Source organism: Streptomyces sp. NPDC127068 (genome assembly GCF_042724695.1).
Taxonomy (GTDB): domain Bacteria; phylum Actinomycetota; class Actinomycetes; order Streptomycetales; family Streptomycetaceae; genus Streptomyces.
In genome coordinates, this window is sequence record NZ_JBHXEN010000027.1 from 1 (window position 1) to 24,718 (window position 24,718).

22 protein-coding genes are annotated in these 24,718 nt (G+C 72.0%); 10 read left to right on the plus strand and 12 right to left on the minus strand.

Annotated elements, in window-relative coordinates; genetic code table 11:
• Positions 1-34: 34 nt before the first annotated feature.
• Positions 35-3,121: an excinuclease ABC subunit UvrA gene (gene uvrA / locus ACFWIA_RS18440; RefSeq protein WP_387006064.1), complete on the minus strand. Its 3,087-nt coding sequence runs from the start codon at positions 3,119-3,121 to the stop codon at positions 35-37.
• A 231-nt stretch (positions 3,122-3,352) separates the two neighbouring features.
• On the opposite strand from uvrA, the gene ACFWIA_RS18445 reads away from it, so the two are divergent.
• Together ACFWIA_RS18445 and ACFWIA_RS18450 are read left to right on the plus strand one after the other, a co-directional pair.
• Positions 3,353-4,039 (plus strand): maleylpyruvate isomerase family mycothiol-dependent enzyme, encoded by a 687-nt coding sequence (locus ACFWIA_RS18445; RefSeq protein WP_387006066.1) that lies wholly within the window; start codon positions 3,353-3,355, stop codon positions 4,037-4,039.
• Positions 4,040-4,144: 105 nt separating this feature from the next.
• Positions 4,145-4,801 (plus strand): MBL fold metallo-hydrolase, encoded by a 657-nt coding sequence (locus tag ACFWIA_RS18450; protein ID WP_387006069.1) that lies wholly within the window; start codon positions 4,145-4,147, stop codon positions 4,799-4,801.
• Positions 4,802-4,826: 25 nt separating this feature from the next.
• Here the strand turns inward: ACFWIA_RS18450 and aroQ are convergent, their stop codons facing one another.
• The 7 genes from aroQ to ACFWIA_RS18485 all read right to left on the minus strand — a co-directional run bounded on the left by aroQ (position 4,827) and on the right by ACFWIA_RS18485 (position 14,066).
• Positions 4,827-5,309 carry a type II 3-dehydroquinate dehydratase gene (gene aroQ, locus ACFWIA_RS18455; RefSeq protein ID WP_387006072.1) on the minus strand — a complete coding sequence of 161 codons (483 nt, stop codon included), beginning with the start codon at positions 5,307-5,309 and terminating at the stop codon, positions 4,827-4,829.
• Between the two features lie 102 nt (positions 5,310-5,411).
• Positions 5,412-6,521 (minus strand): calcium:proton antiporter, encoded by a 1,110-nt coding sequence (locus ACFWIA_RS18460; protein ID WP_387006075.1) that lies wholly within the window; start codon positions 6,519-6,521, stop codon positions 5,412-5,414.
• Between the two features lie 225 nt (positions 6,522-6,746).
• Positions 6,747-7,733 carry a TerC family protein gene (locus ACFWIA_RS18465; protein ID WP_387006077.1) on the minus strand — a complete coding sequence of 329 codons (987 nt, stop codon included), beginning with the start codon at positions 7,731-7,733 and terminating at the stop codon, positions 6,747-6,749.
• A 314-nt stretch (positions 7,734-8,047) separates the two neighbouring features.
• Entirely contained in the window at positions 8,048-10,027 is a 1,980-nt protein-coding gene (locus tag ACFWIA_RS18470) for a TerD family protein (protein ID WP_387006079.1), read from the minus strand.
• Positions 10,028-10,130: 103 nt separating this feature from the next.
• Entirely contained in the window at positions 10,131-10,766 is a 636-nt protein-coding gene (locus ACFWIA_RS18475) for a TerD family protein (RefSeq protein WP_387006082.1), read from the minus strand.
• 195 nt (positions 10,767-10,961) lie between these two features.
• Entirely contained in the window at positions 10,962-13,097 is a 2,136-nt protein-coding gene (gene uvrB / locus ACFWIA_RS18480; RefSeq protein ID WP_387006085.1) for an excinuclease ABC subunit UvrB, read from the minus strand.
• A gap of 102 nt (positions 13,098-13,199) precedes the next feature.
• Positions 13,200-14,066, minus strand: coding sequence for an MHYT domain-containing protein (locus ACFWIA_RS18485; RefSeq protein ID WP_387006088.1), 867 nt, complete (start codon positions 14,064-14,066; stop codon positions 13,200-13,202).
• 280 nt (positions 14,067-14,346) lie between these two features.
• Here ACFWIA_RS18485 and ACFWIA_RS18490 point away from each other — a divergent pair, with 280 nt between their 5' ends.
• The 4 genes from ACFWIA_RS18490 to ACFWIA_RS18505 all read left to right on the plus strand — a co-directional run bounded on the left by ACFWIA_RS18490 (position 14,347) and on the right by ACFWIA_RS18505 (position 18,628).
• Complete coding sequence (locus tag ACFWIA_RS18490; RefSeq protein WP_387006091.1) at positions 14,347-15,240, plus strand: glycerophosphodiester phosphodiesterase; 894 nt, start codon at positions 14,347-14,349, stop codon at positions 15,238-15,240.
• Between the two features lie 46 nt (positions 15,241-15,286).
• Positions 15,287-15,895, plus strand: a complete 609-nt coding sequence (locus tag ACFWIA_RS18495; protein WP_387006093.1) for a methylated-DNA--[protein]-cysteine S-methyltransferase — start codon at positions 15,287-15,289, stop codon at positions 15,893-15,895.
• Positions 15,896-15,921: 26 nt separating this feature from the next.
• Positions 15,922-17,316 (plus strand): MFS transporter, encoded by a 1,395-nt coding sequence (locus ACFWIA_RS18500; RefSeq protein ID WP_387006096.1) that lies wholly within the window; start codon positions 15,922-15,924, stop codon positions 17,314-17,316.
• A gap of 169 nt (positions 17,317-17,485) precedes the next feature.
• Positions 17,486-18,628 carry a magnesium and cobalt transport protein CorA gene (locus tag ACFWIA_RS18505; protein ID WP_387006098.1) on the plus strand — a complete coding sequence of 381 codons (1,143 nt, stop codon included), beginning with the start codon at positions 17,486-17,488 and terminating at the stop codon, positions 18,626-18,628.
• 13 nt (positions 18,629-18,641) lie between these two features.
• Here ACFWIA_RS18505 and ACFWIA_RS18510 read toward each other — a convergent pair whose 3' ends face one another.
• Together ACFWIA_RS18510 and ACFWIA_RS18515 are read right to left on the minus strand one after the other, a co-directional pair.
• Positions 18,642-19,061, minus strand: a complete 420-nt coding sequence (locus ACFWIA_RS18510) for a CBS domain-containing protein (RefSeq protein ID WP_385485404.1) — start codon at positions 19,059-19,061, stop codon at positions 18,642-18,644.
• A 109-nt stretch (positions 19,062-19,170) separates the two neighbouring features.
• The gene (locus tag ACFWIA_RS18515; protein WP_387006101.1) at positions 19,171-19,833 is read right to left on the minus strand and encodes a uridine kinase; all 663 of its coding nucleotides are present in this window, start codon (positions 19,831-19,833) and stop codon (positions 19,171-19,173) included.
• Positions 19,834-19,983: 150 nt separating this feature from the next.
• Here ACFWIA_RS18515 and ACFWIA_RS18520 point away from each other — a divergent pair, with 150 nt between their 5' ends.
• The gene (locus tag ACFWIA_RS18520) at positions 19,984-20,463 is read left to right on the plus strand and encodes a DUF1772 domain-containing protein (protein ID WP_387006104.1); all 480 of its coding nucleotides are present in this window, start codon (positions 19,984-19,986) and stop codon (positions 20,461-20,463) included.
• A 67-nt stretch (positions 20,464-20,530) separates the two neighbouring features.
• Positions 20,531-22,015 (plus strand): glutamate synthase subunit beta, encoded by a 1,485-nt coding sequence (locus tag ACFWIA_RS18525; protein WP_387006107.1) that lies wholly within the window; start codon positions 20,531-20,533, stop codon positions 22,013-22,015.
• 355 nt (positions 22,016-22,370) lie between these two features.
• Here the strand turns inward: ACFWIA_RS18525 and ACFWIA_RS18530 are convergent, their stop codons facing one another.
• Together ACFWIA_RS18530 and ACFWIA_RS18535 are read right to left on the minus strand one after the other, a co-directional pair.
• The gene (locus tag ACFWIA_RS18530) at positions 22,371-22,613 is read right to left on the minus strand and encodes a DUF397 domain-containing protein (protein WP_385485412.1); all 243 of its coding nucleotides are present in this window, start codon (positions 22,611-22,613) and stop codon (positions 22,371-22,373) included.
• Entirely contained in the window at positions 22,614-23,474 is an 861-nt protein-coding gene (locus ACFWIA_RS18535; protein WP_387006109.1) for a helix-turn-helix domain-containing protein, read from the minus strand.
• Positions 23,475-23,688: 214 nt separating this feature from the next.
• On the opposite strand from ACFWIA_RS18535, the gene ACFWIA_RS18540 reads away from it, so the two are divergent.
• Positions 23,689-24,198: an ATP-binding protein gene (locus ACFWIA_RS18540; protein WP_387006112.1), complete on the plus strand. Its 510-nt coding sequence runs from the start codon at positions 23,689-23,691 to the stop codon at positions 24,196-24,198.
• Positions 24,189-24,638: a hypothetical protein gene (locus ACFWIA_RS18545; RefSeq protein WP_387006115.1), complete on the plus strand. Its 450-nt coding sequence runs from the start codon at positions 24,189-24,191 to the stop codon at positions 24,636-24,638. The genes ACFWIA_RS18540 and ACFWIA_RS18545 overlap by 10 nt, the downstream gene beginning before the upstream one ends.
• Positions 24,639-24,718: the final 80 nt, after the last annotated feature.

Below are 24,718 nucleotides of genomic sequence, written 5' to 3' on the forward strand. Positions count from 1 at the left end.
CGGTGGGGGCCCCGAGGGACGGTTCGCTGCCCGCCTACGCCTTGCCGGCCCGGGTGCTCCGGGGCGATGCGGCCTTCTTGGTCGCCGCCGTCTTGCTCGCGGCGGTCTTGCTCGTCGCCGTCTTGCCCGCGGCCTTCTTCGTCGCCGCCGTCTTGCTCGCCGCCGCCTTGGTCGCCGCGGTCTTGCTCGCGGCCGTCTTGCTCGCCGCGGTCTTGGCGGTGGTGGTCTTGGCCGCCGTCTTGCGCTTGCGCGCCGGGGGGACCACCGCGGCACCGACCCGGTCGGCGCCCAGGATGTCCTGGAGGAACTTGCCGGTGTGGCTGGTCGGGACCGCCGCGATCTCCTCGGGCGTGCCCTCGGCGACGACCAGACCGCCGCCGTTGCCGCCCTCGGGGCCCATGTCCACGACCCAGTCCGCCGTCTTGATCACATCGAGGTTGTGCTCGATCACGATCACCGTGTTGCCCTTGTCGACCAGCCCGGACAGCACCGTGATCAGCTTGCTGATGTCCTCGAAGTGGAGGCCCGTGGTCGGCTCGTCCAGGACGTAGACCGTCCGGCCCGTGGAGCGCTTCTGCAACTCGCTCGCGAGCTTCACCCGCTGGGCCTCGCCGCCCGAGAGCGTCGGCGCGGGCTGTCCGAGGCGGACGTACCCGAGCCCCACCTCGTGCAGGGTCTTGAGGTGGCGGGCGATGCCGGGCACCGCCTCGAAGAAGTCGAGCGCCTCCTCGATCGGCATGTCCAGCACCTCGGCGATGGACTTGCCCTTGTAGTGGACGTCGAGCGTCTCCCGGTTGTAGCGAGCGCCGTGGCAGACCTCGCAGGGGACGTAGACGTCCGGCAGGAAGTTCATCTCGATCTTGATGGTGCCGTCGCCGGAGCAGTTCTCGCAGCGCCCGCCCTTGACGTTGAACGAGAACCGGCCCGGGAGGTAGCCCCGCACCTTGGCCTCGGTGGTCTCGGCGAACAGCTTGCGCACGTGGTCGAAGACGCCGGTGTAGGTCGCCGGGTTGGACCGCGGGGTGCGGCCGATCGGCGACTGGTCGACGTGGACCACCTTGTCGACGAGGTCGTCGCCGTCCACCCGGGTGTGGCGTCCGGGCACGCTCCGGGCGCCGTTCAGCTCGCGCGCCAGATGGGTGTAGAGGATGTCGTTGACCAGGGTCGACTTGCCGGACCCGGAGACCCCCGTGACGGCGGTGAGGACGCCCAGCGGGAAGGACACGTCGATGTCCCGCAGGTTGTTCTCACGGGCGCCGTGCACGGTGAGCCGTCGGGAGGGGTCGGTGGGACGACGGATCTCGGGCAGCGGGATGGACCGCTGCCCGGAGAGGTACGCACCGGTGATCGACTCCTCGTTGGCCAGCAGTTCGGCCATGGTGCCGCTGTGGACCACCTCGCCGCCGTGCTCGCCCGCGCCGGGGCCGATGTCGACGACCCAGTCGGCGACCTTGATGGTGTCCTCGTCGTGCTCCACCACGATCAGGGTGTTGCCCATGTCCCGCAGCCGGACCAGGGTCTCGATCAGCCGGTGGTTGTCCCGCTGGTGGAGGCCGATCGACGGCTCGTCGAGGACGTACAACACGCCCACCAGGCCCGAGCCGATCTGGGTGGCCAGTCGGATGCGCTGGGCCTCGCCGCCGGACAGGGTGCCCGCCGCGCGGTTCAGCGACAGGTAGTCGAGGCCGACGTCCACCAGGAACCGCAGCCGCTCGTTGACCTCCTTGAGCACGCGCTCGGCGATCTTCTTGTCGCGCGCGTTCAGCTTCAGCCGGCCCAGGAAGTCCGCGCAGTCGCTGATCGACATGGCGGCGACCTCGGCGATCGACTTCTCCATCACCGTGACGGCCAGCACGATCGGCTTCAGCCGGGTGCCCTCGCAGGTCGGGCAGGGCACCTCGCGCATGTAGCCCTCGAAGCGCTCGCGGCTGGTGTCGCTCTCGGCCTCGCTGTGCCGCCGCTTGACGAACTGCACGGCGCCCTCGAACGCGGTCGTGTAGACCCGCTCGCGGCCGTAGCGGTTGCGGTAGCGGACCTCGATCTGGGTGCGGTGGCCGTGCAGGAGGGCCTTCTTGGCCCGCTGCGGCAGCCCCGCCCAGGGGATGTCCGTCCGGAAGCCCAGGGCGTCCGCGAGGGCACCGATCAACCGGCTGAAGTAGTCCTTGGTGGCGCCGTGGGACCAGGGGTGGATCGCCCCCTCGTCCAGGGACTTGTCCTCGTCCGGGACGATCAGCTCCGGGTCGACCTCCATGCGGGTGCCGATGCCGGTGCAGTCCGGGCAGGCGCCGAACGGCGAGTTGAACGAGAAGGAGCGCGGCTCCAGCTCCTCGAACGAGAGGTCGTCGTAGGGGCAGTAGAGGTGCTCCGAGTACATGCGCTCGCGCTCGGGGTCGTCCTCGGGGAGGTCCACGAAGTCGAGGACGACCATGCCGCCGGACAGGCCGAGCGCGGTCTCCACGGAGTCGGTCAGCCGCCGCTTGGCACTGTCCTTCACGGTGAGGCGGTCGACGACCACCTCGATGGTGTGCTTCTCCTGCTTCTTCAGCGCGGGTGGCTCCGAGAGCTGGATCGTCTCGCCGTCGACCCGGGCGCGGCTGTAGCCCTTGGTCTGGAGGTCGGCGAAGAGGTCCACGAACTCGCCCTTGCGCTCGCGCACCAGCGGCGACAGCACCTGGAAGCGACTGCCCTCGGGCAGTTCCAGGACCTTGTCCACGATGGCCTGCGGCGACTGCCGGGAGATGGGACGGCCGCACTCGGGGCAGTGCGGCTTGCCGATCCGGGCGAACAGCAGCCGCAGGTAGTCGTAGACCTCGGTGATCGTGCCCACGGTGGAGCGCGGGTTGCGCGAGGTGGACTTCTGGTCGATGGAGACGGCCGGCGAGAGCCCCTCGATGAAGTCGACGTCGGGCTTGTCCATCTGGCCGAGGAACTGCCGGGCGTACGAGGACAGCGACTCCACGTAACGCCGCTGCCCCTCGGCGAAGATCGTGTCGAAGGCGAGCGACGACTTGCCCGACCCGGACAGCCCCGTGAAGACGATGAGGGAGTCGCGCGGCAGGTCGAGCGAGACGTTCTTCAGATTGTGCTCGCGGGCACCACGGACGATGAGACGGTCGGCCACGCCGGTCCGCACCTTTCTTGAGTGGAGCTACAGGGGCGGGGCCCCCGTCCTCCCGGACTGTGAGGGGCCGCCGTCAGCGATGGGCGGTTCTGCTGGGCGGGAACGTCTGGAACACGGTCCCGACTATCAAGCATGCACGATGCTGGGTCCGACCTTATAGCACGTGCATTCGATTTCCGTCTGTGGGACGCCGCCTTCACCCGAACGTGTGGCGGGGCTATCGTCGTGGGCATGAATGATCATGTACGCGATCTGACAGCTGTACGTGACGCGACCGAACGGCTCCTCGGTGCGGTCGCCCCCATGGACAACGCCTCGCTCGCCGGACCGTCACGGCTACCCGGCTGGACGCGGGGCCACCTCCTCGCCCACCTGGCCCGCAATGCCGACGCCCTCGTGAACGTCCTCGCCGGTCACCCCATGTACACCAGCCCCGAGGCGCGGACCAACGACATCGAGCGGGACGCCCACCGCGACCTGGACACCCAGGCCAAGGACGTCCGCGAGAGCGCGGAACGCCTGTGGACGGCCGCCCAGATCCCGGCGGACTGGTCCCGCACGGTGGAGCTGCGGGGCGGGGTCCGGGACACCGCGTCCCGCATCCCCTTCCGTCGTCTGGTCGAGGTCGAGCTGCACCACGTCGACCTGGACGTCGGCTACGAGTTGGAGGACCTGTCCCCCACGTTCGTCCAGCAGGAGATCCTCTTCCTGGCGGAGCGGTTCCGCGGTCTGGACGGGGTTCCCGCCGTACTGATCAGGCAGGACGACGGACGGGTGGTCCCCACCGGGAGCCGCGGCGGGACCCCGCTCACCGTCACCGGCCGTCAGCCGGACCTGCTCGGCTGGCTCGCCGGACGCCGCGACGGGTCGACGCTCACCGTCACCGGAGGCCCGCTGCCCGCCCTGCCGCCCCTGTGACGCCCCGGGCGGGGGCGGGACCGGTCCGCACGGGCCCGCCCCCGCCCCCGCCGCGGGAACCCCGGACCCCGCCCCCGGGCGCCGCCCGCTGAGTAGGCTGGCCCCATGACGTACAGCGGAGTGGTGAAGGTCGGCGGGCCCGCGGACGTGCACGAGTTGCAGGACCTGATGATCTCCAAGGTCGCCGTCGGCCCGATGGAGAACAACGCCTATCTGCTGCGGTGTCGGGCCACCGACGCGCAACTGCTGATCGACGCCGCCAACGACGCGGAGACCCTGCTCACCCTGATCGGCGGGGACGGCATCGGTGCCGTCGTCACCACCCACCGGCACGCGGACCACTGGCAGGCCCTCGCCGAGGTCGTCGCCGCGACCGGCGCCCGCACCTACGCGGGCCGGTACGACGCCGAGGGCATCCCCGTCCCGACCGACGTCCCGGTCGGCGACGGCGACACCCTGCGGGTCGGCCGCGTGGAGTTGCGCGCCGTCCACCTGCGGGGCCACACCCCCGGGTCGATCGCCCTGGTCTACGACGACCCGCACGGCCCCCCGCACGTCTTCACCGGCGACTGCCTCTTCCCCGGGGGCGTCGGCAACACCCGCAAGGACCCCGTCGCCTTCACCCACCTGCTGAACGACGTGGAGACCAAGGTCTTCGACGTGCTGCCCGACGAGACCTGGGTCTACCCGGGCCACGGCAAGGACACCACCCTGGGCGCCGAGCGCCCCCAGCTCCCCGAGTGGCGGGCCCGCGGCTGGTAGGCCCCGGGCCGGTCGGCCCGGACGGTCAGCCGGCCGCCTCCCGCTCGGCGGCCAGGGCCACCACCCGCTCGACGCCGAACGCGTACCCCTGGATGCCGCAGCCCGCGATGACCCCGTCGGCGCGCTGCGACACGTAGGAGTGGTGCCGGAACGCCTCGCGCCGGTGGACGTTCGAGATGTGCACCTCCACCACGGGCAGCCCGTCGCAGGCGTTGAGCGCGTCGAGCAGCGCGACGGAGGTGTGGGAGTACGCGGCGGGGTTGATGACGATACCGAGGCGGTCGAGGCGCGCTTCGTGGATCCAGTCCACCAGCTCCCCCTCGTGGTTGGACTGCCGGAAGTCGATCGTGCCCCCGTGGGCCGCGGCCGTCCGCGTGCACAGCTCCTCCACGTCCGCGAGCGTGGCGTGGCCGTAGACGTCGGGCTGGCGCAGTCCCAACAGGTTCAGGTTGGGACCGTTCAGGACCATGATCGGCGCAGTGGCGAGGGAGCGGGCGGGACGGGTCATCGCGGGGGCCTCCGGGTCGGTGCGGCACGTCAGGGGAGGTCTATCACGCGCCCGCGCACGCCCGACCCGGTCGGCGGACAGGGCTGCGTAGGTCCGCGTCGGTCAGGGGTTCACGGCGAGCACCAGATAGGCGGCGAGCAGCACCAGGTGCACCCCGCCCTGGAGCGGGGTGGCCCGGCCGGGCACCACGGTGAGGGTGCCGACCACGACGGTGAGCGCGAGCAGCACCATGTGGGTGGCGCTCAGCCCGAGCACCAGCGGGCCGGACAGCCAGATGGAGGCGACGGCCACGGCCGGGATGGTCAGCCCGATGCTGGCCATGGCCGAACCGAGGGCCAGGTTGAGGCTGATCTGCACCCGGTCCCGACGGGCGGCGCGCAGTGCGGCGATCGTCTCGGGCAGCAGCACGAGCAGGGCGATGATCACACCGACCACGGCGTGCGGCATCCCCGCCGCCTCGACGCCGGACTCGATGGTCGGCGAGACCCCCTTGGCGAGCCCCACGACCCCCACCAGGGCCAGGGTGAGCATGGTCAGGCTGGTGTAGGCGGCACGGTTGCTCGGCCGCTCGGCGGTGTCGTCCGCGGAGGCCGTGTCGATGACCTCGCCGCTGCGGTTGATCGGCAGGAAGTACGACCGGTGGCGCACGGTCTGGGTCGCGACGAACAGCCCGTACAGGACCAGGGACGCCAGGGCGGCGAAGGTGAGCTGCGAGGTGGAGAACTCGGGGCCCGGCTTGCTGGTGGTGAAGGTCGGCAGGACCAGGCTGAGGGTGGCGATGGTGGCCACGGTGGCCAGGGCCGCGCCGGTGCCCTCGGGATTGAAGACGGCGACCCGGTGGCGCAGCGAGGCGGCGAGGAGGCTCAGGCCCATGATGCCGTTGCACGTGATCATGACGGCGGCGAAGACGGTGTCGCGGGCCAGCGTCGCGCTCTTGTCGCCGCCGTCGAGCATCAGGGTGACGATCAGCGCGACTTCGATGATCGTCACGGCGACCGCCAGCACCAGGGAGCCGAGGGGTTCGCCGACCCGGTGGGCGACGACCTCGGCGTGGTGCACTGCGGCGAGCACTGCCAGGGCCAGGACCAGGGTGACCAGGCCGACGGCAACGCCGGTCAGGTCGCGCCCCCAGGTGACGGCGAGGAGCAGCACTGCGAGGACTGGCACCGCCTCGGTCCAACGGGATGCGAGTTCTCGAAGCCGAACGATCATGTGTCCGATCGTACGATCATGCATCAAAGGGTTCCAGACGGGTCAACACCCATGCGGAGCCGGAGGAAGCGCGCCGTTCGGATGCGGCGGGCGCGGCGCAACGGCCGACGGCCGCCGACCTGGAGGGTCGGCGGCCGTCGCTCGCGTGGGTGTCCCGGTCCGGGGGGGACCGGGGCGGGTGCGGCCGGTGGGCGGGGCCCACCGGCCGGCGGGGTCAAGCGGGGATCAGAGGTCGACGCCCTGGTGCTCGGCGGCCTCGGCCTCTTCGCGGGCCTTCTTCTTGGAAGCGATGAGGCTGGTGATCGTCGTGATGACGAGCACCGCACAGATCACGCCCAGCGAGACCGGGATGGAGATCTCCGGAACGTTGACACCGCTCTCGTGCAGCGCGTGCAGCACGAGCTTGATGCCGATGAAGCCGAGGATGACCGAGAGGCCGTAGCTGAGGTGGACCAGCTTCTTGAGGAGACCACCGATGAGGAAGTACAGCTGGCGCAGACCCATCAGGGCGAATGCGTTGGCCGTGAAGACGATGTACGGGTCCTGGGTCAGGCCGAAGATCGCGGGGATGGAGTCCAGGGCGAAGAGGATGTCCGTGGTGCCGATGGCCAGCATGACCACCAGCATCGGGGTCATGATCTTCTTGCCGTTCTCGACGATCCAGAGCTTGGTGCCGTGGTACTCGCTGGCCACGCCGAAACGCTTCTCCGCGGCCTTGAGGAGACGGTTCTCGTCCCAGTCCTCGTCCTCCTCGTCGGCACGCGCCTCCTGGATCAGCTTCCAGGCGGTGTAGATGAGGAAGGCACCGAAGATGTAGAAGACCCAGGAGAAGTTGGTGATGATCGCGGCACCGGCGGCGATGAAGATCGCCCGGAGCACCAGGGCGATGAGCACGCCGATCAGCAGCACGCGCTGCTGGTACTGGGTCGGAACCGCGAACTTCGCCATGATGAGGACGAAGACGAAGAGGTTGTCGACGCTCAGTGACTTCTCGGTGATGTATCCGGCGAAGAACTCACCGGCGGGGGTGGCACCGCCCCAGATCCAGAGGCCGATGCCGAACAGGGCGGCCAGCACGATCCAGACGATCGTCCAGATGCCGGCTTCCTTGATGGACACGTCGTGCGGCTTGCGACCGATGAAGAAGTCGGCCCCGATCAGAACACACAAGCCCACGATGGTGAGGACCCATAGGGTCATGGAAACATCCACTGCGCCTCCGGCAGTACGTAACGGCAGGTTCCAGCGTCGTCCGCTGCCGGAGGTCTCTTCCACCCGAAGAGCGCGGGACGTGTGACGTCCTGTGTTCCATGGGCCGGCGCCCCGGGTCCCTGTCGGGTCCGTATTGACGGGTACGCCGCAGATTAGGGAGTACTCCCCTCCGCGTGAGCCAGGTTACCCGAAGGACCAAAGAGCGGTAAAGCAGAAGGTAAAGTGAGAGCCAAGTCACCTGGTCAGGATGGGTTTTAGGGCATCTTGTCACCTACATTGACCCATTCGGGTGGCATTGACCGGCCCTCGGGCCCTCAGCCGCCCCGCGCCCGCCGGGCGGCGGCCACCTCGGCCAGCACCCGGTGGAGGACCCGCCCGCCGGACGGCGGGAGCAGCGGCTCGTAGGTCCAGGCGTGTCCGACCCAGGGGTCGGCGAGGTGATCGTCGGGAACGGGCGTCAACCGGAGCAGCGAGCGCCAGAGCGGATCGAGCAGCGGACCGTACGCGGCGGCGTCCTCGCGGTCGGCGACCATCAGGAGGTGCACCCCGACCTCGGGCCCCTCGTCGGCGAGGTAGCGCAACCGGGTGACGGCCCGGTCGTCGAAGCCGTGCGGGAAGTCATGGAGGATCAGGAGCTGCCGCGCGGTGTCCAGGTCGTCGGGCAGGGCGTCCACGGCCTGGTTGCGCAGCGCCATCTGGACGAGGTCGACCCGCCGGGTGAGGTGCCCCAGTGTCTGGTTCACCCCGCGGGCCCCGCGTGCGGGGGGCGCGGCGAGGACTCCGCTGTCGAGCAGCGGGGCGAGGGCGTTCGTACCGGCCCCCGCCGCGTCGACGACGTGGAGGGTGAGCTGGCCGGGCGGGTGCGCCGCGAGCATGCGGGCGGCGTGGGCGACCGCGGTCTCCAGGGCGAGGCGCCGGAGGGCGTCCCCGTCGGCGGAGGAGGCGGGGACGCCCTCCGGGTGGCCGCTGTCGACCCATAGGCCGCGCTCCAGGGGGAGCCGTACCAGCATGGGGATGCGCAGCCGGTCCGCCTCGGGAAGGTGGAGGTCGCCCAGCCGCAGGGCCATGGGGGCCTCCTCCGGAGCCCGGTACGCCTGCCACACGGCGTTGTCCCAGCGGGCGAAGGGGGCGGGCAGGGCGGTTTCCACGACGGCGGACTCGGCCGTGAGCTGGGCGAGGTCGCGGTCGAGGACGGCCCTGGCCCGGTCGACCAGGGAGACGTACTTGGCCCGGGCCGACTCACGGGCCGCGTCGGTCGCCCCGCCGATACGGGCGCGGGGGTCCGCGAGGGCACGGTCGAGTTCCTGTTCGCGGCGGGACTCGGCGAAGTCGACGGCGCTCCGGTACGCGGAGACGCTCCGGGCCAGGTCCTCGAACATGCCCCAGACCTGGTTGTAGAGCCGCTCGTCCAGCGACCAGCCGGCGGCGTCGCCCGCGACGGGGGCCCGGCCGGCCGCCTCGGCCGGCGCGGCCGCCTCGGCCGGCGCGGCCGGCGCGGACCGTGGGGGCGGCGAGGCTGCCGGGCCGGGCAGGTCGACCGGGGCTGCTGAGGCTGCCGGGGCCGCTGGAGCGCGGTCGCGGTGGGTGTAGTCGATGGGGCCGTCGTTCCGGGCCGGCGGAGCCGTCGACCGGGGCACCGGGGGGCTGCCCGCTCCCCCGGTGCCCGCGGTGGTGACGCCGTCGGCGGTGGCGGAGCGCTCGGCGGGGACCCCGGCCACCCGGGTCCCCCCGGTGGGGCGGGCCTCGCGGCGGGCCACGGCTTCGTCGATCGCGGCGGCCAGCTCGGCCGCCCGCGGCAGGCCCTGGTCGCCGAGCAGGTCGACGAGACCGCCCGCGTGCCCCTGGCCGACCGCGCGGACCTTCCAGGCGTCCCCTCTGCGGTAGATCTCCAGGGCGACGACCGCGGACTCGGCGCCCAGCCCGGTCACCGTGTAGCTGACGAGCTCGGTGCCGTCGGGACCGACGAGGGACGTGAAGGGCGCGGGCAGCGCCCCGAAACCGGCCGGGCGGTCACCGGACGTCGGTAGGGCCAGCAGGAGGTGGACCCGGTGCACGGAGTCCCGCAGCGCCTCCAGGTCCAGGGCGAGACGGTGGTCGGCGGCGGCTCCCGGAGACGTCTCCAGGCCGGGTAGCGACGGGGCACCCGGGTGGGCGACCCCGCCGGTGTCGAGCACCCGGCCCGATGCGTCGCAGAGCGTGGCGGCGACGACGATCCGCCCGCCGGCCGACACCCGTACCTCCAGACGGGTCCGGGTGAGGGGGTGGTTCTGCCCCCGGACCAGTTCGGCCGTCATTGCCCGTGTTCCCCCTGTGTCTGACTGGCGTGCGTCCAGCTGGCGGGCTCGGGTGGCCGAGCCCGCGAAGCCCCCGGGCCCGCGGTCCCGCCGGCCCCGCGGTCTACAGGTGCGGCAGGATCGCCGGCATGAGGTCCTGGAACGTGCGGCCGTTGGCCGCCTGTCCGACGGCGGTCATCTGCCAGCCGGCACCCGCGCGGTGGACCTTGGCCATGATCTGCGCGGTGGAGCGCTTCCAGGCGTCGCCCACCGGCCCCGCCGGCGCCTGGCCCTTGGAGATCCCGCCGGCCTCGCTGCCGTCGAGCGAGTAGCGGGCCAGCTCCTGGCCGTTCGTCTCGTCCACGAGGCGACAGAACGCGTTCTGGACCTCGGCGAAGGTCTGCCCGGTGAAGGAGTTCACCGTGAAGACGATCTGGTCGATGTGGACCGGCAGGCGCTGGAGGTCGACGACGATGGCCTCGTCGTCACCGCCCTGCCCGACCCCGCCGACGACGTTGTCCCCGGTGTGCCGCACCGAACCGTCATCGCTGACGAGGTGCCGGAAGAACACCACGTCCACGGGGCTCTTGTCGGCGAAGAGCACCGCCGACGCGTCGAGGTCGATCTCCCGGGTGCGCGAGCCGAACAGCCCCCGGCGCGGCGCGGCCTGCCAGCCGAGTCCCATGCGCACCGCGGTCAGGGTGCCCCCGTCGTTCTTCTGCAGGTTGATGGCCTGACCCTTGGTCAAGTTGACCGTCACGCGCTGTCCCCTCTCGAACCGTCCCCGGTACCGCGGTGAACGCGGTTGTCGAGAACCCTATGCACGGGCCCCGACGACGCCGCCCCGGCGTTCGGCATTTGTGTCGCTCTTGCAACACACCGGCCGGCCGTTCCCCCCGGGGCGGGGGGCGGGGGGCGGGGGCCCGCTCCCCCGCCGTGGCCCCCGACCGTGCGGTCAGGCCTGTCCGGCTTCCTTCATCTGCCGCAGTTCCTTCTTCATCTCCGACACCTCGTCGCGCAGCCGTGCCGCGATCTCGAACTGGAGGTCCGCGGCGGCGGCGCGCATCCGGGCGGTCATCTCCTCGATCTGCTCGGCGAGCTCCGCGGCGGGACGGTCCGTGGGCACCGGGGCCGCCTTGGCCCCGCCCTTGCCCTTGGCCCCCTGGCCCGCGGCGCCCCGTGCGGGGACGGGGGTCTTCGTCGGCTTGCCGTCCTTGGCCGCCCGGTAGCCGGTGCCGAGCAGTTGCTCGGTGTCGACCTCTTCGCGGGCGATGGTCGCCACGATGTCGTTGATCTTCTTGCGGAGGGGCTGCGGGTCGATGCCCCGCTCCTTGTTGTACGCGACCTGCTTCTCTCGGCGGCGGTTGGTCTCCTCGATGGCCTTGTCCATCGCCGCGGTGATCTTGTCGGCGTACATGTGGACCTGGCCGGAGACGTTGCGGGCCGCGCGTCCGATGGTCTGGATCAACGAGGTGCCCGAGCGCAGGAAGCCCTCCTTGTCGGCGTCGAGGATCGCGACGAGGGAGACCTCGGGGAGGTCCAGCCCCTCGCGCAGCAGGTTGATGCCGACCAGGACGTCGTACTCGCCGGCCCGCAGCTCCCGCAGGAGTTCGACGCGGCGCAGCGTGTCGACGTCGCTGTGCAGGTAGCGGACCTGGATGCCCAGCTCCAGGAAGTAGTCCGTGAGGTCCTCGGCCATCTTCTTGGTGAGGGTGGTGACCAGGACGCGTTCGTCGCGCTCGGTGCGCTTGCGGATCTCGTGCACCAGGTCGTCGATCTGGCCCTCGGTGGGCTTGACGACGACCTCGGGGTCGATCAGGCCGGTGGGGCGGATGATCTGCTCGACGAAGCCGTCCCCGCGCGACAGCTCGTAGTTCCCCGGCGTCGCGGACAGGTAGACGGTCTGGCCGATGCGCTTCTGGAACTCCTCCCACTTCAACGGGCGGTTGTCGAGCGCGGAGGGCAGTCGGAAGCCGTGGTCCACCAGGGTGCGCTTGCGGGAGGCGTCCCCCTCGTACATGGCGCCGATCTGGGGGACCGTGACGTGCGACTCGTCGATGACGAGGAGGAAGTCCTCGGGGAAGTAGTCCAGCAGCGTGTTCGGCGGGGAGCCCGGTTCGCGGCCGTCGAAGTGCATCGAGTAGTTCTCCACGCCGGAGCAGGAGCCGATCTGGCGGAGCATCTCCAGGTCGTACGTGGTGCGCATCCGCAGCCGCTGGGCCTCCAGGAGCTTGCCCTGCTTCTCCAGCTCGGCCAATCGGTCCGTCAGTTCCTTCTCGATGTCGTTCGCCGCGCGTTCCAGGCGCTCGGGACCGGCCACGTAGTGCGTGGCGGGGAACACGTGGAGCCGCTGGTCGTCGGAGATGATCTCGCCGGTGAGCGGGTGGAGGGTGGAGAGGGCCTCGATCTCGTCGCCGAACATCTCGATCCGGACGGCGAGCTCCTCGTAGACCGGGAAGATCTCGATGGTGTCGCCGCGCACCCGGAAGGTGCCCCGGGTGAACGCCGTGTCGTTGCGGGTGTACTGGATGTCGACGAAGCGGCGCAGCAGCTCGTCCCGGTCGACCTCGTCGCCGACCTTCAGGGAGACCATGCGGTCGACGTACTCCTGCGGCGTGCCGAGGCCGTAGATGCAGGAGACGGAGGCGACCACGACGACGTCACGCCGGGTGAGCAGGGAGTTCGTCGCGGAGTGCCGCAGCCGTTCCACCTCCTCGTTGATCGAGGAGTCCTTCTCGATGTACGTGTCCGACTGGGGGACGTACGCCTCGGGCTGGTAGTAGTCGTAGTACGAGACGAAGTACTCGACGGCGTTGTTCGGCAGCAGCTCGCGGAACTCGTTCGCCAGCTGGGCGGCCAGGGTCTTGTTCGGCGCCATCACCAGGGTGGGGCGCTGGAGCTTCTCGATCATCCACGCGGTGGTCGCGGACTTGCCGGTGCCGGTCGCCCCGAGCAGGACGACGTCCTTCTCCCCCGCGCGGATGCGCCGGTCGAGCTCGGCGATGGCCGCGGGCTGGTCGCCACTGGGGCTGAAGGGGCTGACGACCTCGAAGGGTGCCACCGTGCGTTCGATATGGGATACGGGCCGCATGACACCCACCGTACGGCGCGCCACTGACATCGGGCGCGGGCCCGGCGCGGCGGCGGCGCCGACCGGGCCGGCGCCGCGTCGTGCGGGCCGGCCCGGTGCGGGTCACCAGTTCTGCGGTCCGGGCGGGGCGGCGGACGGGGCGGGGACCGGGCCGGAGGCGTCGAAGAGGGACGGGTCGGCCGGTGCGGGGCGCGCCAGCCGGGCTTCGTCGCGGGCCCGGGCGGTCTCCCACTCCGTGCGGCCCATGATGAGCATCGGGTCGAACATCACGACCACGCCGGCGAGCAGCAGGAAGACCAGCGGACCGATCAGCATCGGGGTGAGCAGTTCCGCGGGCGAGTCGCCGGCGGGGTTGCCGGGAATTCCGTGGAGCTTGACGCTGAGCGCGGCCATCCCGGTGTAGTGCATCCCGGTGACGGCGATCCCCATGACCAGGCTGGCGCCGAGCGTCCAGCGGAAGCCGCGGACCTGGGCGGCGGCCCACAGGGCGGCGGTCGCGGCGACCACGGCGACCACGACCGACAGGACGACGACGCCGGTGTCGTAGACGAGGCGCCCGTTCATGTGCATGGCCGCCATGCCCATGTAGTGCATGGAGGCGACGCCGAGGCCGGTGAGGGTGCCGCCGGTGAACAGGGAAGCCTTCGTCGCGCCCTTGTAGCCGACGATGAAGACCCCGACGCCGACCATGACGATCGCCACGCCGAGGCTGGCGAACGTCAGCTTGACGTCGTAGTGGATGGGCGTCTCCTGGATGGTGAAGCCCATCATCGCGACGAAGTGCATGGTCCAGATGCCGGAGCCGATGGCCGCGGAGCCCATCAGCAGCCAGCCGGGCCGCCAGGAGTCGGTGATGAGCAGCGATCTGGTGGTGCAGCGCAGGCCGAGCCCCGCGCCCAGGCAGGCCATCGCGTACGCGATGACCGGGGTGACCCATCCGTAGCTGAAGCCGTCGACGGTGCCTTGCATGAAACGGTTTGCCTTTCGCTCTGTGCGAACCCCCCTGTTGGCGTCCGTTTCCCCCTTCCCAGGGCCCGGAGCGTCATGGGCTGCAACGAGATTATGACCCCAGAAAGAACGTACGAGCGATTCCGGTTTAAAGGATCATGTTCGTTCCGCTCCGCCCCCTCGGTCCCCCTTCCATGTCGGACATGCGTCCGACCGGGTCATCCGTTCCGCGCGTGTGCACGCGCCGTACACGGTCCGTTGCGATGGTGCTGGCAGGGTCGACCCCGTGCTCGTTCATATGATGCGAAAACTGCCGGTACCCGTGCGGACGGGAGCGGTGTCGTCGGTCGTCCTGTTGGGCGCGGCGGCCGTGGTCCTGCCCGCCCTGTCCAGCCAGGCACTCGCCACCGAGGACCAGGTCGCCGTGATCGCCCACCGCGGCGCTTCGGCCCAGGCGCCCGAGAACACCCTCGCCGCGGTGGACCGGGCGGACCAGCTGGGCGTCGACTGGGTCGAGAACGACGTCCAGCGCACCAGGGACGGCGTCCTCGTGGTGATCCACGACACCGACCTCCAGCGCACCACCAACGCCGAACAGGTCTTCCCCGGACGGTCGCCGTGGAAGGTCGCCGACTTCACCGCTGCGGAGATCTCCCGCCTGGACGCGGGCGGCTGGAAGGGCGAGGAGTACGCGGGCACCCGGGTGCCCACCCTGCGCGACTACCTGCGGCGGGTCGACGCCAACGACCAGAAGCTGCTCATGGAGATCAAGGCCCCGGAGCAGTACCCGGGGATCGAGGACGACGTCCTGCGGGTCCTCGCCGAGGAGCGCTGGCTCAACCAGCGCCACCTCAGGAACCGGCTCGTCGTCCAGAGCTTCAGCACGGACAGCATCCGCACCCTGCACGGTGCCCGCCCCGACGTGCGCACCGGTTTCCTCGGCACCCCCTCGCCCGCGGCACTGCCCTGGTACGCGCAGTTCACCGACCAGATCAACCCGAAGCACAGCACGGTGACCGCGGCGTACGTGGCGGCCGTCCAGAGCTTCGGCGGGCCGCACGGCCGTCGTCTGGAGGTGAACACCTGGACGGTGAACGAGGCGCCGGAGGCACGGCTGGCCGCCCGCAACGGGGTGGACGGCATCATCACCAACACCCCCGACGTCGTGGCGGAGGCGCTCGGTCAGGTCGGCTGACGGCGGCGGGCCCGCGCTGTCAGGGGGCGGGCGTACCGTGGGCCGCATGGTGAGCACGGACGACAGGCAACACACCGACGGCACCGACGGCACGGGCGGCACGGGCGGCCCCCGCCCCGGCGCCCGGGTCCCCGCCTGGGAGGTCGTCGACAGCGCCATCGGCCCGCTGCTGCTGGTCACCACGGACCGGGGTCTGGTCACGGTCGCCTTCCACGCCACGGACGCGGTGCGCGACGACACCCTGGACGCCCTGGCGGCCCGGCTGGGCACCCGGCCGGTGCACGCCCCCGCCAACCCGCTGCTCGCGGAGGCGATCCGTCAGGTGGCGGCGTACTTCGCCGGCGAACTGCGCACCTTCACCGTGCCCCTGGACTGGTCGTTGGTCTCGGGGTTCCACCGCGAGGTGTTGCGGGAGCTGCTGGCGGGCGTGCCCTACGGCGCGGTGGCGGGGTACGGGGAGTTGGCCGGTCGGGTCGGACAGCCCGGCGCCGCGCAGGCCGTGGGGGCGGCCATGGGCGCCAATCCGCTGCCCGTCGTCGTGCCCTGCCACCGGGTCGTCGAGCGGGACGGCGGCATCGGCGGCTTCGGGGGCGGGCTGGAGGCCAAGCGGACGCTGCTGGCGCTGGAGGGCGTCCTGCCGCAGCCCCTGTTCTAAGGGCTACCCGTCGTTTACGCAGGTCAATGGGGTGTTCCGAGCGGCGGGTGCCCTGTCAGACTGCGTCGGTGAATCCTTCCAGCACGCCCGAACGCGACACCACGGCCCCACGGCGCGGTCCCGGCCGCGGCCCGAGCGTCCCGGTGACGAACCCGGTGACCGTCCCGGAGGACCTGCCCGCGCTGCGCCGACGGGTGTCGACCGCCCTGATATCCAGTCAGATACTCGGCGGACTCGGGGTCGCCATCGGGGTGGCCCTGGCCGCGGTGCTGGCCGAGGAGGTCAGCGGAACCGGTTCCCTGGCAGGGCTCGCCCCCACCGCGACGGTCGCCGGGACGGCCCTCCTGGCGCTGCCGCTGGCCGCGCTGATGAACACCCGCGGCCGACGCGCCGGGCTGGTGCTCGGGTACCTGATCGGGGCGCTCGGCGCCGGGGTGATCGTGGTCGCGGGGGTGGTGGACAGCTTCCCGCTGCTGCTGCTCGGCATGGCGGCGTTCGGTGCGGCGACCGCGGCGAACCTCCAGGCGCGGTTCGCCGCGGCGGACCTCGCGGAACCCGGCCACCGGGCGCGGGCCATCTCGCACGTCGTGTGGGCCACCACCATCGGCGCGGTCCTCGGCCCGAACATCGCGGGTCCGGCCGGGGCGAGCGCCGCCCCGCTCGGGGTGCCGGAGACCGCCGGGCCGTTCCTGTGGGCGGCGGGGGTGTTCCTGGCCGCCGCGGGGGTGGTCGCCCTCCTGATGCGGCCCGATCCGCTGCTGGTGGCCCGCGCCCTGTCCCCCGGCGACGCGACGCCGGGGCGGGGCGGCACCCTGCGCGTGGGCTTCGCGGCCGTCTCGGCGTCGCCCCGGGCCCGGCTGGCGCTGGTGACCGTCACGCTCGGGCACACCGTGATGGTGGGGGTCATGGCGATGACCCCGGTGCACCTCGGGCACCACGGCGCCGGCATCGAGCTGATCGGTCTGGTGATCAGCGGTCACATCGCCGGCATGTACGCCTTCTCCCCGGTCATGGGGTGGTTGTCGGACCGGCTGGGGCGCGATGCGGTGATCGGCCTGTCGGTGGTGCTGCTGGCGTGCGCCGCCCTCCTCGCGGGTACCTCGGGCGGTGCGCACGGCCGGACGGCGGCCGGACTGTTCCTGTTGGGGCTGGGCTGGTCGGCGGCGCTGGTGGCCGGTTCGGCGCTGCTCACCGAGTCGGTCCCGAAGGCCGCGCAGGCCGCCGCCCAGGGCCTGTCCGACCTGGTCATGAGCGCGGCGGCGGGCGTGGGCGGCGCTCTTGCGGGACTCGTGGTGGCGGCGGCCGGCTACGCCTGGCTGAACCTGTGGGCCGCGCTGCTGTTGCTCCCGCTGAGCGCATTGACCCTGCTCACCCGGCGAGCGGACCGGAACGCGGCTCCCCGTCGGGGCGGCGGAGTCTAGGGCCGCTCGGGACGCCCGGAGCCCGCTGTTGCGGAAGGGGCGCAAGGGGCGAACCCGCAGGCCACCAGGGTGAGCGGGACCTTCCCGGGACCCCCGTCCACATCCCCACGGCACCCCTGCGACTGGCAGACTGACCCGCCACATCGCAGTACGACGCGAGGAGTTCGGCATGTCGATGGCGGGAAGTCTGCGGAGGGCCGGTGGCCTCCGGGGGGTCGGCGGCCTGCGCAAGGTGGCGCAGTTGACCCGTGGCCGCCGGCGGGTCGACCTCAGCCACCCCGCCCGCTCGCCGCTGGGTTCGGCCGTCGTCAACTGCGTGCGCTACCAGGGCGGCGTGCGTCAGACGGACGGGCCGGCGCTGACCGGCGAGGCCCTGGCCCGGGCCGTGGAACGGGTCCGCGCCCGCGGCGACGGCTTCTTCTGGATGGGGCTCCACGAACCGACGGAGGAACAGTTCGCGGGCATCGCCGAGCTGTTCGACCTGCACCCCCTCGCGGTGGAGGACGCCGTCCACGCGCACCAGCGGCCGAAGGTGGAACGCTACGGGGAGACGCTGTTCGCGGTGTTCAAGACCGTCGCCTACGTGGAGCACGCCGAACTCACCGCGACCAGCGAGGTGGTGGACACCGGGGAACTGATGGTCTTCGTCGGCCGCGGGTTCGTCATCACCGTCCGGCACGGCCAGCACGGTTCGCTCGGCCCGGTCCGTGAGGAGTTGGAGTCCGAGCCGGAGCGGCTGGCGAAGGGGCCGGCCGCGGTGCTGCACGCGGTGGCCGACCACGTGGTCGACGACTACCTCCGGGTCACCGACGCGATCCAGGCCGACATGGACCAGATCGAGTCCGCGGTGTTCGCCGAGGGCGGTGCCCGGGTCGACCCCGGCCGGGTGTACCAGCTCAAGCGCGAACTGCTGGAGCTGAAGCGGGCCGTCCTCCCCCTGAACCGACCGCTCCAGATCCTCTCCGGTCACCCGACGCGGTCCGTGGACCCGGAGATGCAGACGTACTTCCGGGACGTCGCCGACCACCTGCTGCGGGTCGGCGAGCAGATCAGTGCCTTCGACGACCTCCTCAACTCGATCCTCCAGGCCCATCTGGCGCAGGTGACGGTGGCCCAGAACGCCGACATGCGGAAGATCACCGCCTGGGCGGCCATCATCGCGGTCCCGACGATGGTGTGCGGGGTCTACGGCATGAACTTCACGCACATGCCCGAACTCCGGTCCCCGTACGGTTACCCGGCGGTCCTCACCGTGATCGCCACGGCGTGCGTCCTGGTGTACCGGGGGTTCCGCCGCAACGGTTGGCTCTGAGTTCCGGGAAGGGTCAGCGCGTGGCGTACACGCTCTCGACCCAGTGGGCGATCTGCTCGTCGGACAGGTGCCCGGCGAGGTCCGCCTCGCTGATCATGCCGACCAGCCGCTTGTCCTCCAGGACCGGCAACCGGCGGATCTGATGGCCCTGCATCTCGTTGAGCACCTCGTCCACGTCGGCGCCCGCATCGACCCAGCGCGGGGTGCCCTGGGCCAGGTCGCCCGCGGTGACCTTGGCCGGGTCGTGGCCCATCGCCACGCACTCGATCACGATGTCGCGGTCCGTGAGGATGCCGCAGAGGCGTTCGTCGGCGTCGGCGATGGGGAGGGCGCCGACCCCCAGGTCCCGCATCAGCTGGGCGGCCCGGTCGAGGGTCTCGTGGGCGGGGATCCACTGGGCGCCCCGGTGCATGATGTCTCCGGCGGTGGTCATGCGGTACCTCCCGGTGCCGGACGGCCGGCGCGGCGCGGGACGCGTCGCTAGTCCCGGCGCCCTCCATTGTCACCGCACCGGGAGGGGGCCGCACCCGAGACGCCCCGGGTCAGCCGTTCCACGCGGGTCGCCCGGGGTCGTCCGCCCGTACCAGGACGTCCGCCGTGGCCACCGGGTCGACCTCGGACGCGTACCGGGCGAAGGCGGGGAGCGTCCAGTGCTGCGCGGCGGGCGTACGGCGCTCCAGGGCCGCCGCGGAGAGCCCCAGGTGCACCGTGAGGTCGAACGGGAACCAGTGTCCGAGCAGGAACGGGCCGTGCAGCAGCAGCACACCGCCCGGCGGCAGGGCGACGGGGGCGCTGCGAGTGGCCCGGTCCGTGACGGGGTCCCACAGGTCGGGCAGCACCAAGCCGGTGCCTCCCGGGTCCAGCGGCGCGAACACCTCCCGCCACAGGGCGCCGGTGTCGAGCCAGCCGTCGTAGTAGGAGTCGGGGTCCTCGCGGCCGTGTTCGTAGCGGAGCGAGGCGGGACGGTGGAAGCCCTCCGTCCCGATGACCACGGCGGCCCGGCCGCGCATCCGCAGCTCCTCGGCCAGCCGCCGCGCCAGGTCCGCGGGCCGGGCCGCCGGAGCGGCGTCGAGGGCGATCCGCAGCCAGGTGCGGTCGGTGTCGTGGTCCGCGGCGGGGTCGGCTCCGCGGTCGGCCCCCGGAGCGAGCAGCCGCTCGACGAGGGCGTGGGCGAGCCGGTCCCAGGTGATCGGTTGCAGGCGCACGGGTCCATCCTCCCCGGGCCGGGCGCGGGCGGCCGGGGCGGGGGTACGCAGACGCATGCCGGTGCGCGTCTCGGCCATGGTCGGCCGGCACGGCCGGGACTTGACTGGGAGCACGGGCCCGGGACCGGGCGTCGGACGAGGGGAGCAGTGATGATCGACGGGGCGTTCTTCGGGGTGGTGTTCGCGGGGGCACTGCTGTGCGGGCTGACGGCGGGAGCGCTGTACGCGTTCTCCACCTTCGTGATGCGGGCGCTGGTCTCGTTGCCGCCGGCGCAGGGCGTCGCGGCGATGCAGGCCGTCAACCGGACGGCGCTGAGCCCGTGGGTCATGGTGGCGTTCGCGGGCGGCGCGGTGCTGAGCGCGGTGATCGTCGGATTCACCCTGGTGTCCTGGCCCGGGTCGACCGGGCTGCTGCTCACGGGCGCCGGGCTGTACCTGTTCGGGACCCTCGGGCTGAGCGTCGTGGCGCACTTCCCGCGCAACGACGCGCTGGCGGAGGTGGACCCCGCAGGACCGGACACTGCCGGGTACTGGCGGACCTGGGCGCGTGAGTGGACGCGCGCCAACCACGTCCGTACCGGCGCCGCGCTCGCGTCCTGCGCGCTGTACGTGCTGGCGCTCGCCCGGTGAGCGGGGCCGCCCCCACGGCCGGGGCGCGGCGTATCGTGGCTCGGGAGCGCACACGAGGGAGACGGCCATGGCCGACCCCAAGGGGTTCCTGCGGACGGGGCGCGAGGAGTGGCCGCGCCGCCCGGTGGAGGAACGGGTCCGGGACTGGGACGAGGTGTACGTGCCCGGGGCGCTGCTGCCCCTGGTCCGGCGGCAGGCCGACCGCTGCATGGACTGCGGGGTCCCGTTCTGCCACGAGGCGTGTCCGCTGGGCAATCTGATCCCGGACTGGAACGACCTCGTGGCGCGCGACGACTGGCGGGCGGCCAGCGAGCGGCTGCACGCCACCAACAACTTCCCCGAGTTCACCGGGCGGTTGTGTCCGGCGCCCTGCGAGGCCGGGTGCGTGCTGGCGATCAACCAGCCGGCGGTCACGATCAAGAACGTGGAGGCCGCGATAGCGGACCGGGCGTGGGCCGACGGGCTGCTGCCGCCCCGGCCCCCCGAGCGGCTGTCGGGGCGGACGGTCGCGGTGGTGGGTTCGGGCCCGGCGGGACTCGCCGCAGCGCAGCAGCTGACCCGGGCCGGGCACACGGTGGTCGTGTACGAGCGGGAGGACCGGATCGGCGGGCTGCTGCGGTACGGGATACCCGCGTTCAAGATGGACAAGGGGCAGTTGGACCGGCGGCTGGCGCAGATGCGGGACGAGGGGACGAAGTTCCACCCGGGCACGGCGGTGGGCCGTGGGTGCGGTGCGCAGGAGTTGCTGTCCCGTCATGACGCGCTGGTCCTGGCCACGGGGGCGACGGCGTGGCGCGAGTTGCCGGTGCCGGGGCGGGAGCTGGCGGGCATCCACCAGGCGATGGAGTACCTGCCCTGGGCGAACCGGGTGTGCGAGGGGGATCTGGCGGTGTCCCCGCTGTCGGCCGCCGGACGGCACGTCGTCGTCATCGGCGGTGGGGACACCGGCTCGGACTGTCTGGGCACGGCGCTGCGCGAGGGTGCCGCGTCGGTGACCCAGTTGGACATCAACGTCCTGCCGGAGCCGGACCGCGGGGCGGGGGAACCCTGGCCCACGTACCCCAGGGTCTACCGGTTGTCGGCGGCGCACGAGGAGGGCGCCCGGTTGCACAGTGCGCCGGTGTCGGACGCCGACGCGCGGCTGTTCGCCGCGTCGACCCTGGGGTTCGAGGGGGACGCGGACGGCCGGGTGCGCGGGGTGCGGGTCGCCGACGTCGATGCGCGGCGGCGGCCGTTGCCGGGGTCGGAGCGGACCTTGCGGGCCGATCTGGTGCTGCTGGCGCTCGGGTTCTCGGGGCCCGACCGGGACGACGGGCTGTTGTCGGGGTTGGGGGTGGAGGTGGACGTCCGCGGGGGCATCGCCCGGGACGGTTCCTTCGCCACGAACCGCCCGGGCGTGTTCGCCGCGGGCGACGCGGCGCGCGGTCAGTCGCTGGTGGTGTGGGCGATCGCGGAGGGCCGGGCGGTGGCGGCGGCGGTCGACCGGTACCTGGTCGGCACGAGCGGGCTGCCCGTGCCGATCGGGCCGGAGGACCGCCCGATGCGCGCCTGACCGTGCGCCCCGCCGAGGGCGCCGGGCGGTGCACCGGTTGCCGCGCACCGGTCGGGCCGGTGCACGGCGGGGCGCCCCTTCCGCTGCCGTGCCGGATCGACCCGACGCCGTGGGGGGACGCCGGGGTGCGGAGGGGGGACGTCAGGTACCGGGTGCGCGCCGACGGCGGTGTCAGGACGGGGCCGTGGGCGGTGTCAGGACGGGCCGTGGAGGGGGCGGGGCCGTGCACGCCCGGTCGGTCGGGAGGAGCGCCGCGGGCGGGTCGTGGGGGAGGACGGTACGGGTCCGGTCGGGCAGCAGGGCCCTCGCCGGTCGACCGGGGGCGCGGTCCCGGGTGGTGCGGGAGCCGGTCGGTTCAGGAGAGCAGGAAGTCGGCCTCACCCGCCTTGGCCCCCTGGATGAACGCCCTGATCTCTCCACGCGTGTAGATCAGCGCCGGCCCGTCCGGATCCGCGGACTGACGCACGGCCACCCGGCCGTCGGCCAGCTTCATGGTTTCGACGCAGTTCCCGCCGTTGCCCCCGCTCCAGGGCTTGTGCCAGCCCTCGGCGCCGAGTTCCCGAGCGGGCATGCCGTTGTATATCCCCTGTCGATCCATTCATAGCTCCTTGCGGAGATCCCGCAGGATCTCCTTCGTGCGATGTGCTGTGGCGGCCTGGGCCGCCATGCGGTCCATGACCTCAAGGTGGCGGGCGACCTCGGGACGTGCGTCGAGGTAGACGGCACCGGTCAGGTACTCGCTGTACACCATGTCGGGCAGTTCCGGCATGGTGAAGCGGAACAGCACGAACGGCCCGTACGTGCCGGGGTGCGGACCCGACTCGAACTGGGCGATCTGGAGGGTGACGTTCGGCAGCGCCGTGCGGTCCAGCAGCTTGTCGATCTGGTCGCGCATCACCTCGGGACCGCCGGCCGGACGGCGCAGCACGGTCTCGTCCATGACGACCCACAGCCGCGGGGCGTCCTCGCGGGTGAGCAGGTCCTGTCGTTGCATGCGCAGCGCCACGTGCCCCTCGATGTCCTCGGGGCGGGTCTGCCCCACGGCACCGGAGCGGAGCACCGCGCGTGCGTAGTCCTCCGTCTGGAGCAGTCCGGGCACGAAGTGGGGTTCATACGTCCGGATGAGGCTCGCCGACCCCTCCAAGCTGACGTGCATGGAGAACCAGCCCGGCAGCACCTCGTGGAAGCGCTGCCACCAGCCGGGACGGTTGGCGTCCTCCGCCAGGGTGACGAAGGTGTCGGCCTCCTCGTCGGCGACCCCGTACGCCTTCAGCAGGAGCTGCACGTACGGGATTTTGAGGGCGACTTCGGCGTTCTCCATCCGGCGGACGGTGGCGGGGGCGACCCGGAGGAGCTGGGCGGCTTCCTCACGCTTCAGTCCGGCGCGCTCCCGCAGGTCCTGGAGGCGACGACCGAGCACGACCTGGCCGACGGTCGGCGCGGACCGCGGTTCGCTCACGTCCACCTCCGGAGAGTCACCGATGATCAGGCAGCACAGAACAGCGGACCCAACTGGGGCCGCTTCGCGTGCTGTTGCGAGCAGTGTGCCATGTGCCCCTCGCCGGGCACACTGCACTCTGCAATTTTCAGAGTGCCACTTGCCAAGTGTTCACGGCGGGGAGATAGTGGCAAACGTGATTCCGTCCGCGCCGTTAGGAACAGAGGCTGCCGAAATGGGTATCGGTGCCGAGGCAGCCGGGGCGCCTCCTGGCGAGGCTGCCAGCAGGCGCCGCTTCCGCTTCGAGTTGGCTGCACATCCGGGCTCGCCCGCACAGGCCAGGCGCCTCACACGGGCCCGGCTGTCCGGCTGGTCCGTCTGTGAGGACACCTGCGACGCGGCCGATCTCGTGGTGTCCGAGCTGGTCACCAACGCCATCGTGCACACCGCTTCCACCCTGATCGTCTGCGAGTTGCACGACGACACCGAAAAGGTGCGCATAGCCGTCAGCGACGAGGGGTGCGCCCCGGGCGAGCCCCGGCCCTCGTCGCAGCGTCCCGAGGAGGAGCACGGCCGGGGCCTGCTGCTCGTCGCGGCGGTCTCCAGCGCCTGGGGCGCCCAGGAGACCGGGCCCGGCCTGCTGGTCTGGGCCGAACTGCCGCGGGCCGCCGAACCGGTGAGCGGGAAGACGGTCCCGGGCGCTCGTGCGGAGGCGTTCCGCGGGACGGGGGCCGAATGGCTGTGACGACCGCGCGGACGCTGAGTCTCGACACCCTGGTCACCCGGGAACGTCACCGCAGGGCACGGGGACGTACGCGCACCACCTGCTCGCCGCGGCTGGCACTGCCCACGGGCATGTCCCTCCCGCTCGGCTGCGACGCGGTGTCGGTGCCGGAGGCCCACGCCCGCCGGATGGTCCCCCGGCTGCCCCGGATCGGCTGCGTGTACGCCGACGACCGGGACCGCTGGTGGTGGATCGTCCCCTCGGGCTCGGACGTGGCGCTGCACTGGCCCGCACCCGCCCACTACGTGAACGGGGCCCTGCTGCCGGACGGGGGCCGCCCCCCGGGGCTGATCCACCGGCCGGCGGCGACGGTCCCCTACACCCCGCCCATACCGCTCTATCTGGCTCTATGCCGCGTCACGGGAACGACGCCCACGTGGTGCCGTCCCGTGACAGCCTGACCGGCGACCCTGGGGGTGTCGCCCGGTCACCCGGTCCGACCGGCGGCCCGTGGGGGTGCCGCCGGTCGGACCCTTTTTCC

Excerpts from the sequence above, each read along its gene's own strand:
- ACFWIA_RS18445 (WP_387006066.1), top strand. The coding sequence starts at position 3,353 with ATGAATGATCATGTACGCGATCTGACAGCTGTACGTGACGCGACCGAA.
- ACFWIA_RS18450 (WP_387006069.1), top strand. The coding sequence starts at position 4,145 with ATGACGTACAGCGGAGTGGTGAAGGTCGGCGGGCCCGCGGACGTGCAC.
- aroQ (WP_387006072.1), bottom strand. The coding sequence starts at position 5,309 with ATGACCCGTCCCGCCCGCTCCCTCGCCACTGCGCCGATCATGGTCCTG.
- ACFWIA_RS18460 (WP_387006075.1), bottom strand. The coding sequence starts at position 6,521 with ATGATCGTTCGGCTTCGAGAACTCGCATCCCGTTGGACCGAGGCGGTG.
- ACFWIA_RS18470 (WP_387006079.1), bottom strand. The coding sequence starts at position 10,027 with ATGACGGCCGAACTGGTCCGGGGGCAGAACCACCCCCTCACCCGGACC.
- uvrB (WP_387006085.1), bottom strand. The coding sequence starts at position 13,097 with ATGCGGCCCGTATCCCATATCGAACGCACGGTGGCACCCTTCGAGGTC.
- ACFWIA_RS18485 (WP_387006088.1), bottom strand. The coding sequence starts at position 14,066 with ATGCAAGGCACCGTCGACGGCTTCAGCTACGGATGGGTCACCCCGGTC.
- ACFWIA_RS18490 (WP_387006091.1), top strand. The coding sequence starts at position 14,347 with ATGCGAAAACTGCCGGTACCCGTGCGGACGGGAGCGGTGTCGTCGGTC.
- ACFWIA_RS18495 (WP_387006093.1), top strand. The coding sequence starts at position 15,287 with ATGGTGAGCACGGACGACAGGCAACACACCGACGGCACCGACGGCACG.
- ACFWIA_RS18500 (WP_387006096.1), top strand. The coding sequence starts at position 15,922 with ATGGGGTGTTCCGAGCGGCGGGTGCCCTGTCAGACTGCGTCGGTGAAT.
- ACFWIA_RS18505 (WP_387006098.1), top strand. The coding sequence starts at position 17,486 with ATGTCGATGGCGGGAAGTCTGCGGAGGGCCGGTGGCCTCCGGGGGGTC.
- ACFWIA_RS18510 (WP_385485404.1), bottom strand. The coding sequence starts at position 19,061 with ATGACCACCGCCGGAGACATCATGCACCGGGGCGCCCAGTGGATCCCC.
- ACFWIA_RS18520 (WP_387006104.1), top strand. The coding sequence starts at position 19,984 with ATGATCGACGGGGCGTTCTTCGGGGTGGTGTTCGCGGGGGCACTGCTG.
- ACFWIA_RS18525 (WP_387006107.1), top strand. The coding sequence starts at position 20,531 with ATGGCCGACCCCAAGGGGTTCCTGCGGACGGGGCGCGAGGAGTGGCCG.
- ACFWIA_RS18530 (WP_385485412.1), bottom strand. The coding sequence starts at position 22,613 with ATGGATCGACAGGGGATATACAACGGCATGCCCGCTCGGGAACTCGGC.
- ACFWIA_RS18540 (WP_387006112.1), top strand. The coding sequence starts at position 23,689 with ATGGGTATCGGTGCCGAGGCAGCCGGGGCGCCTCCTGGCGAGGCTGCC.
- ACFWIA_RS18545 (WP_387006115.1), top strand. The coding sequence starts at position 24,189 with ATGGCTGTGACGACCGCGCGGACGCTGAGTCTCGACACCCTGGTCACC.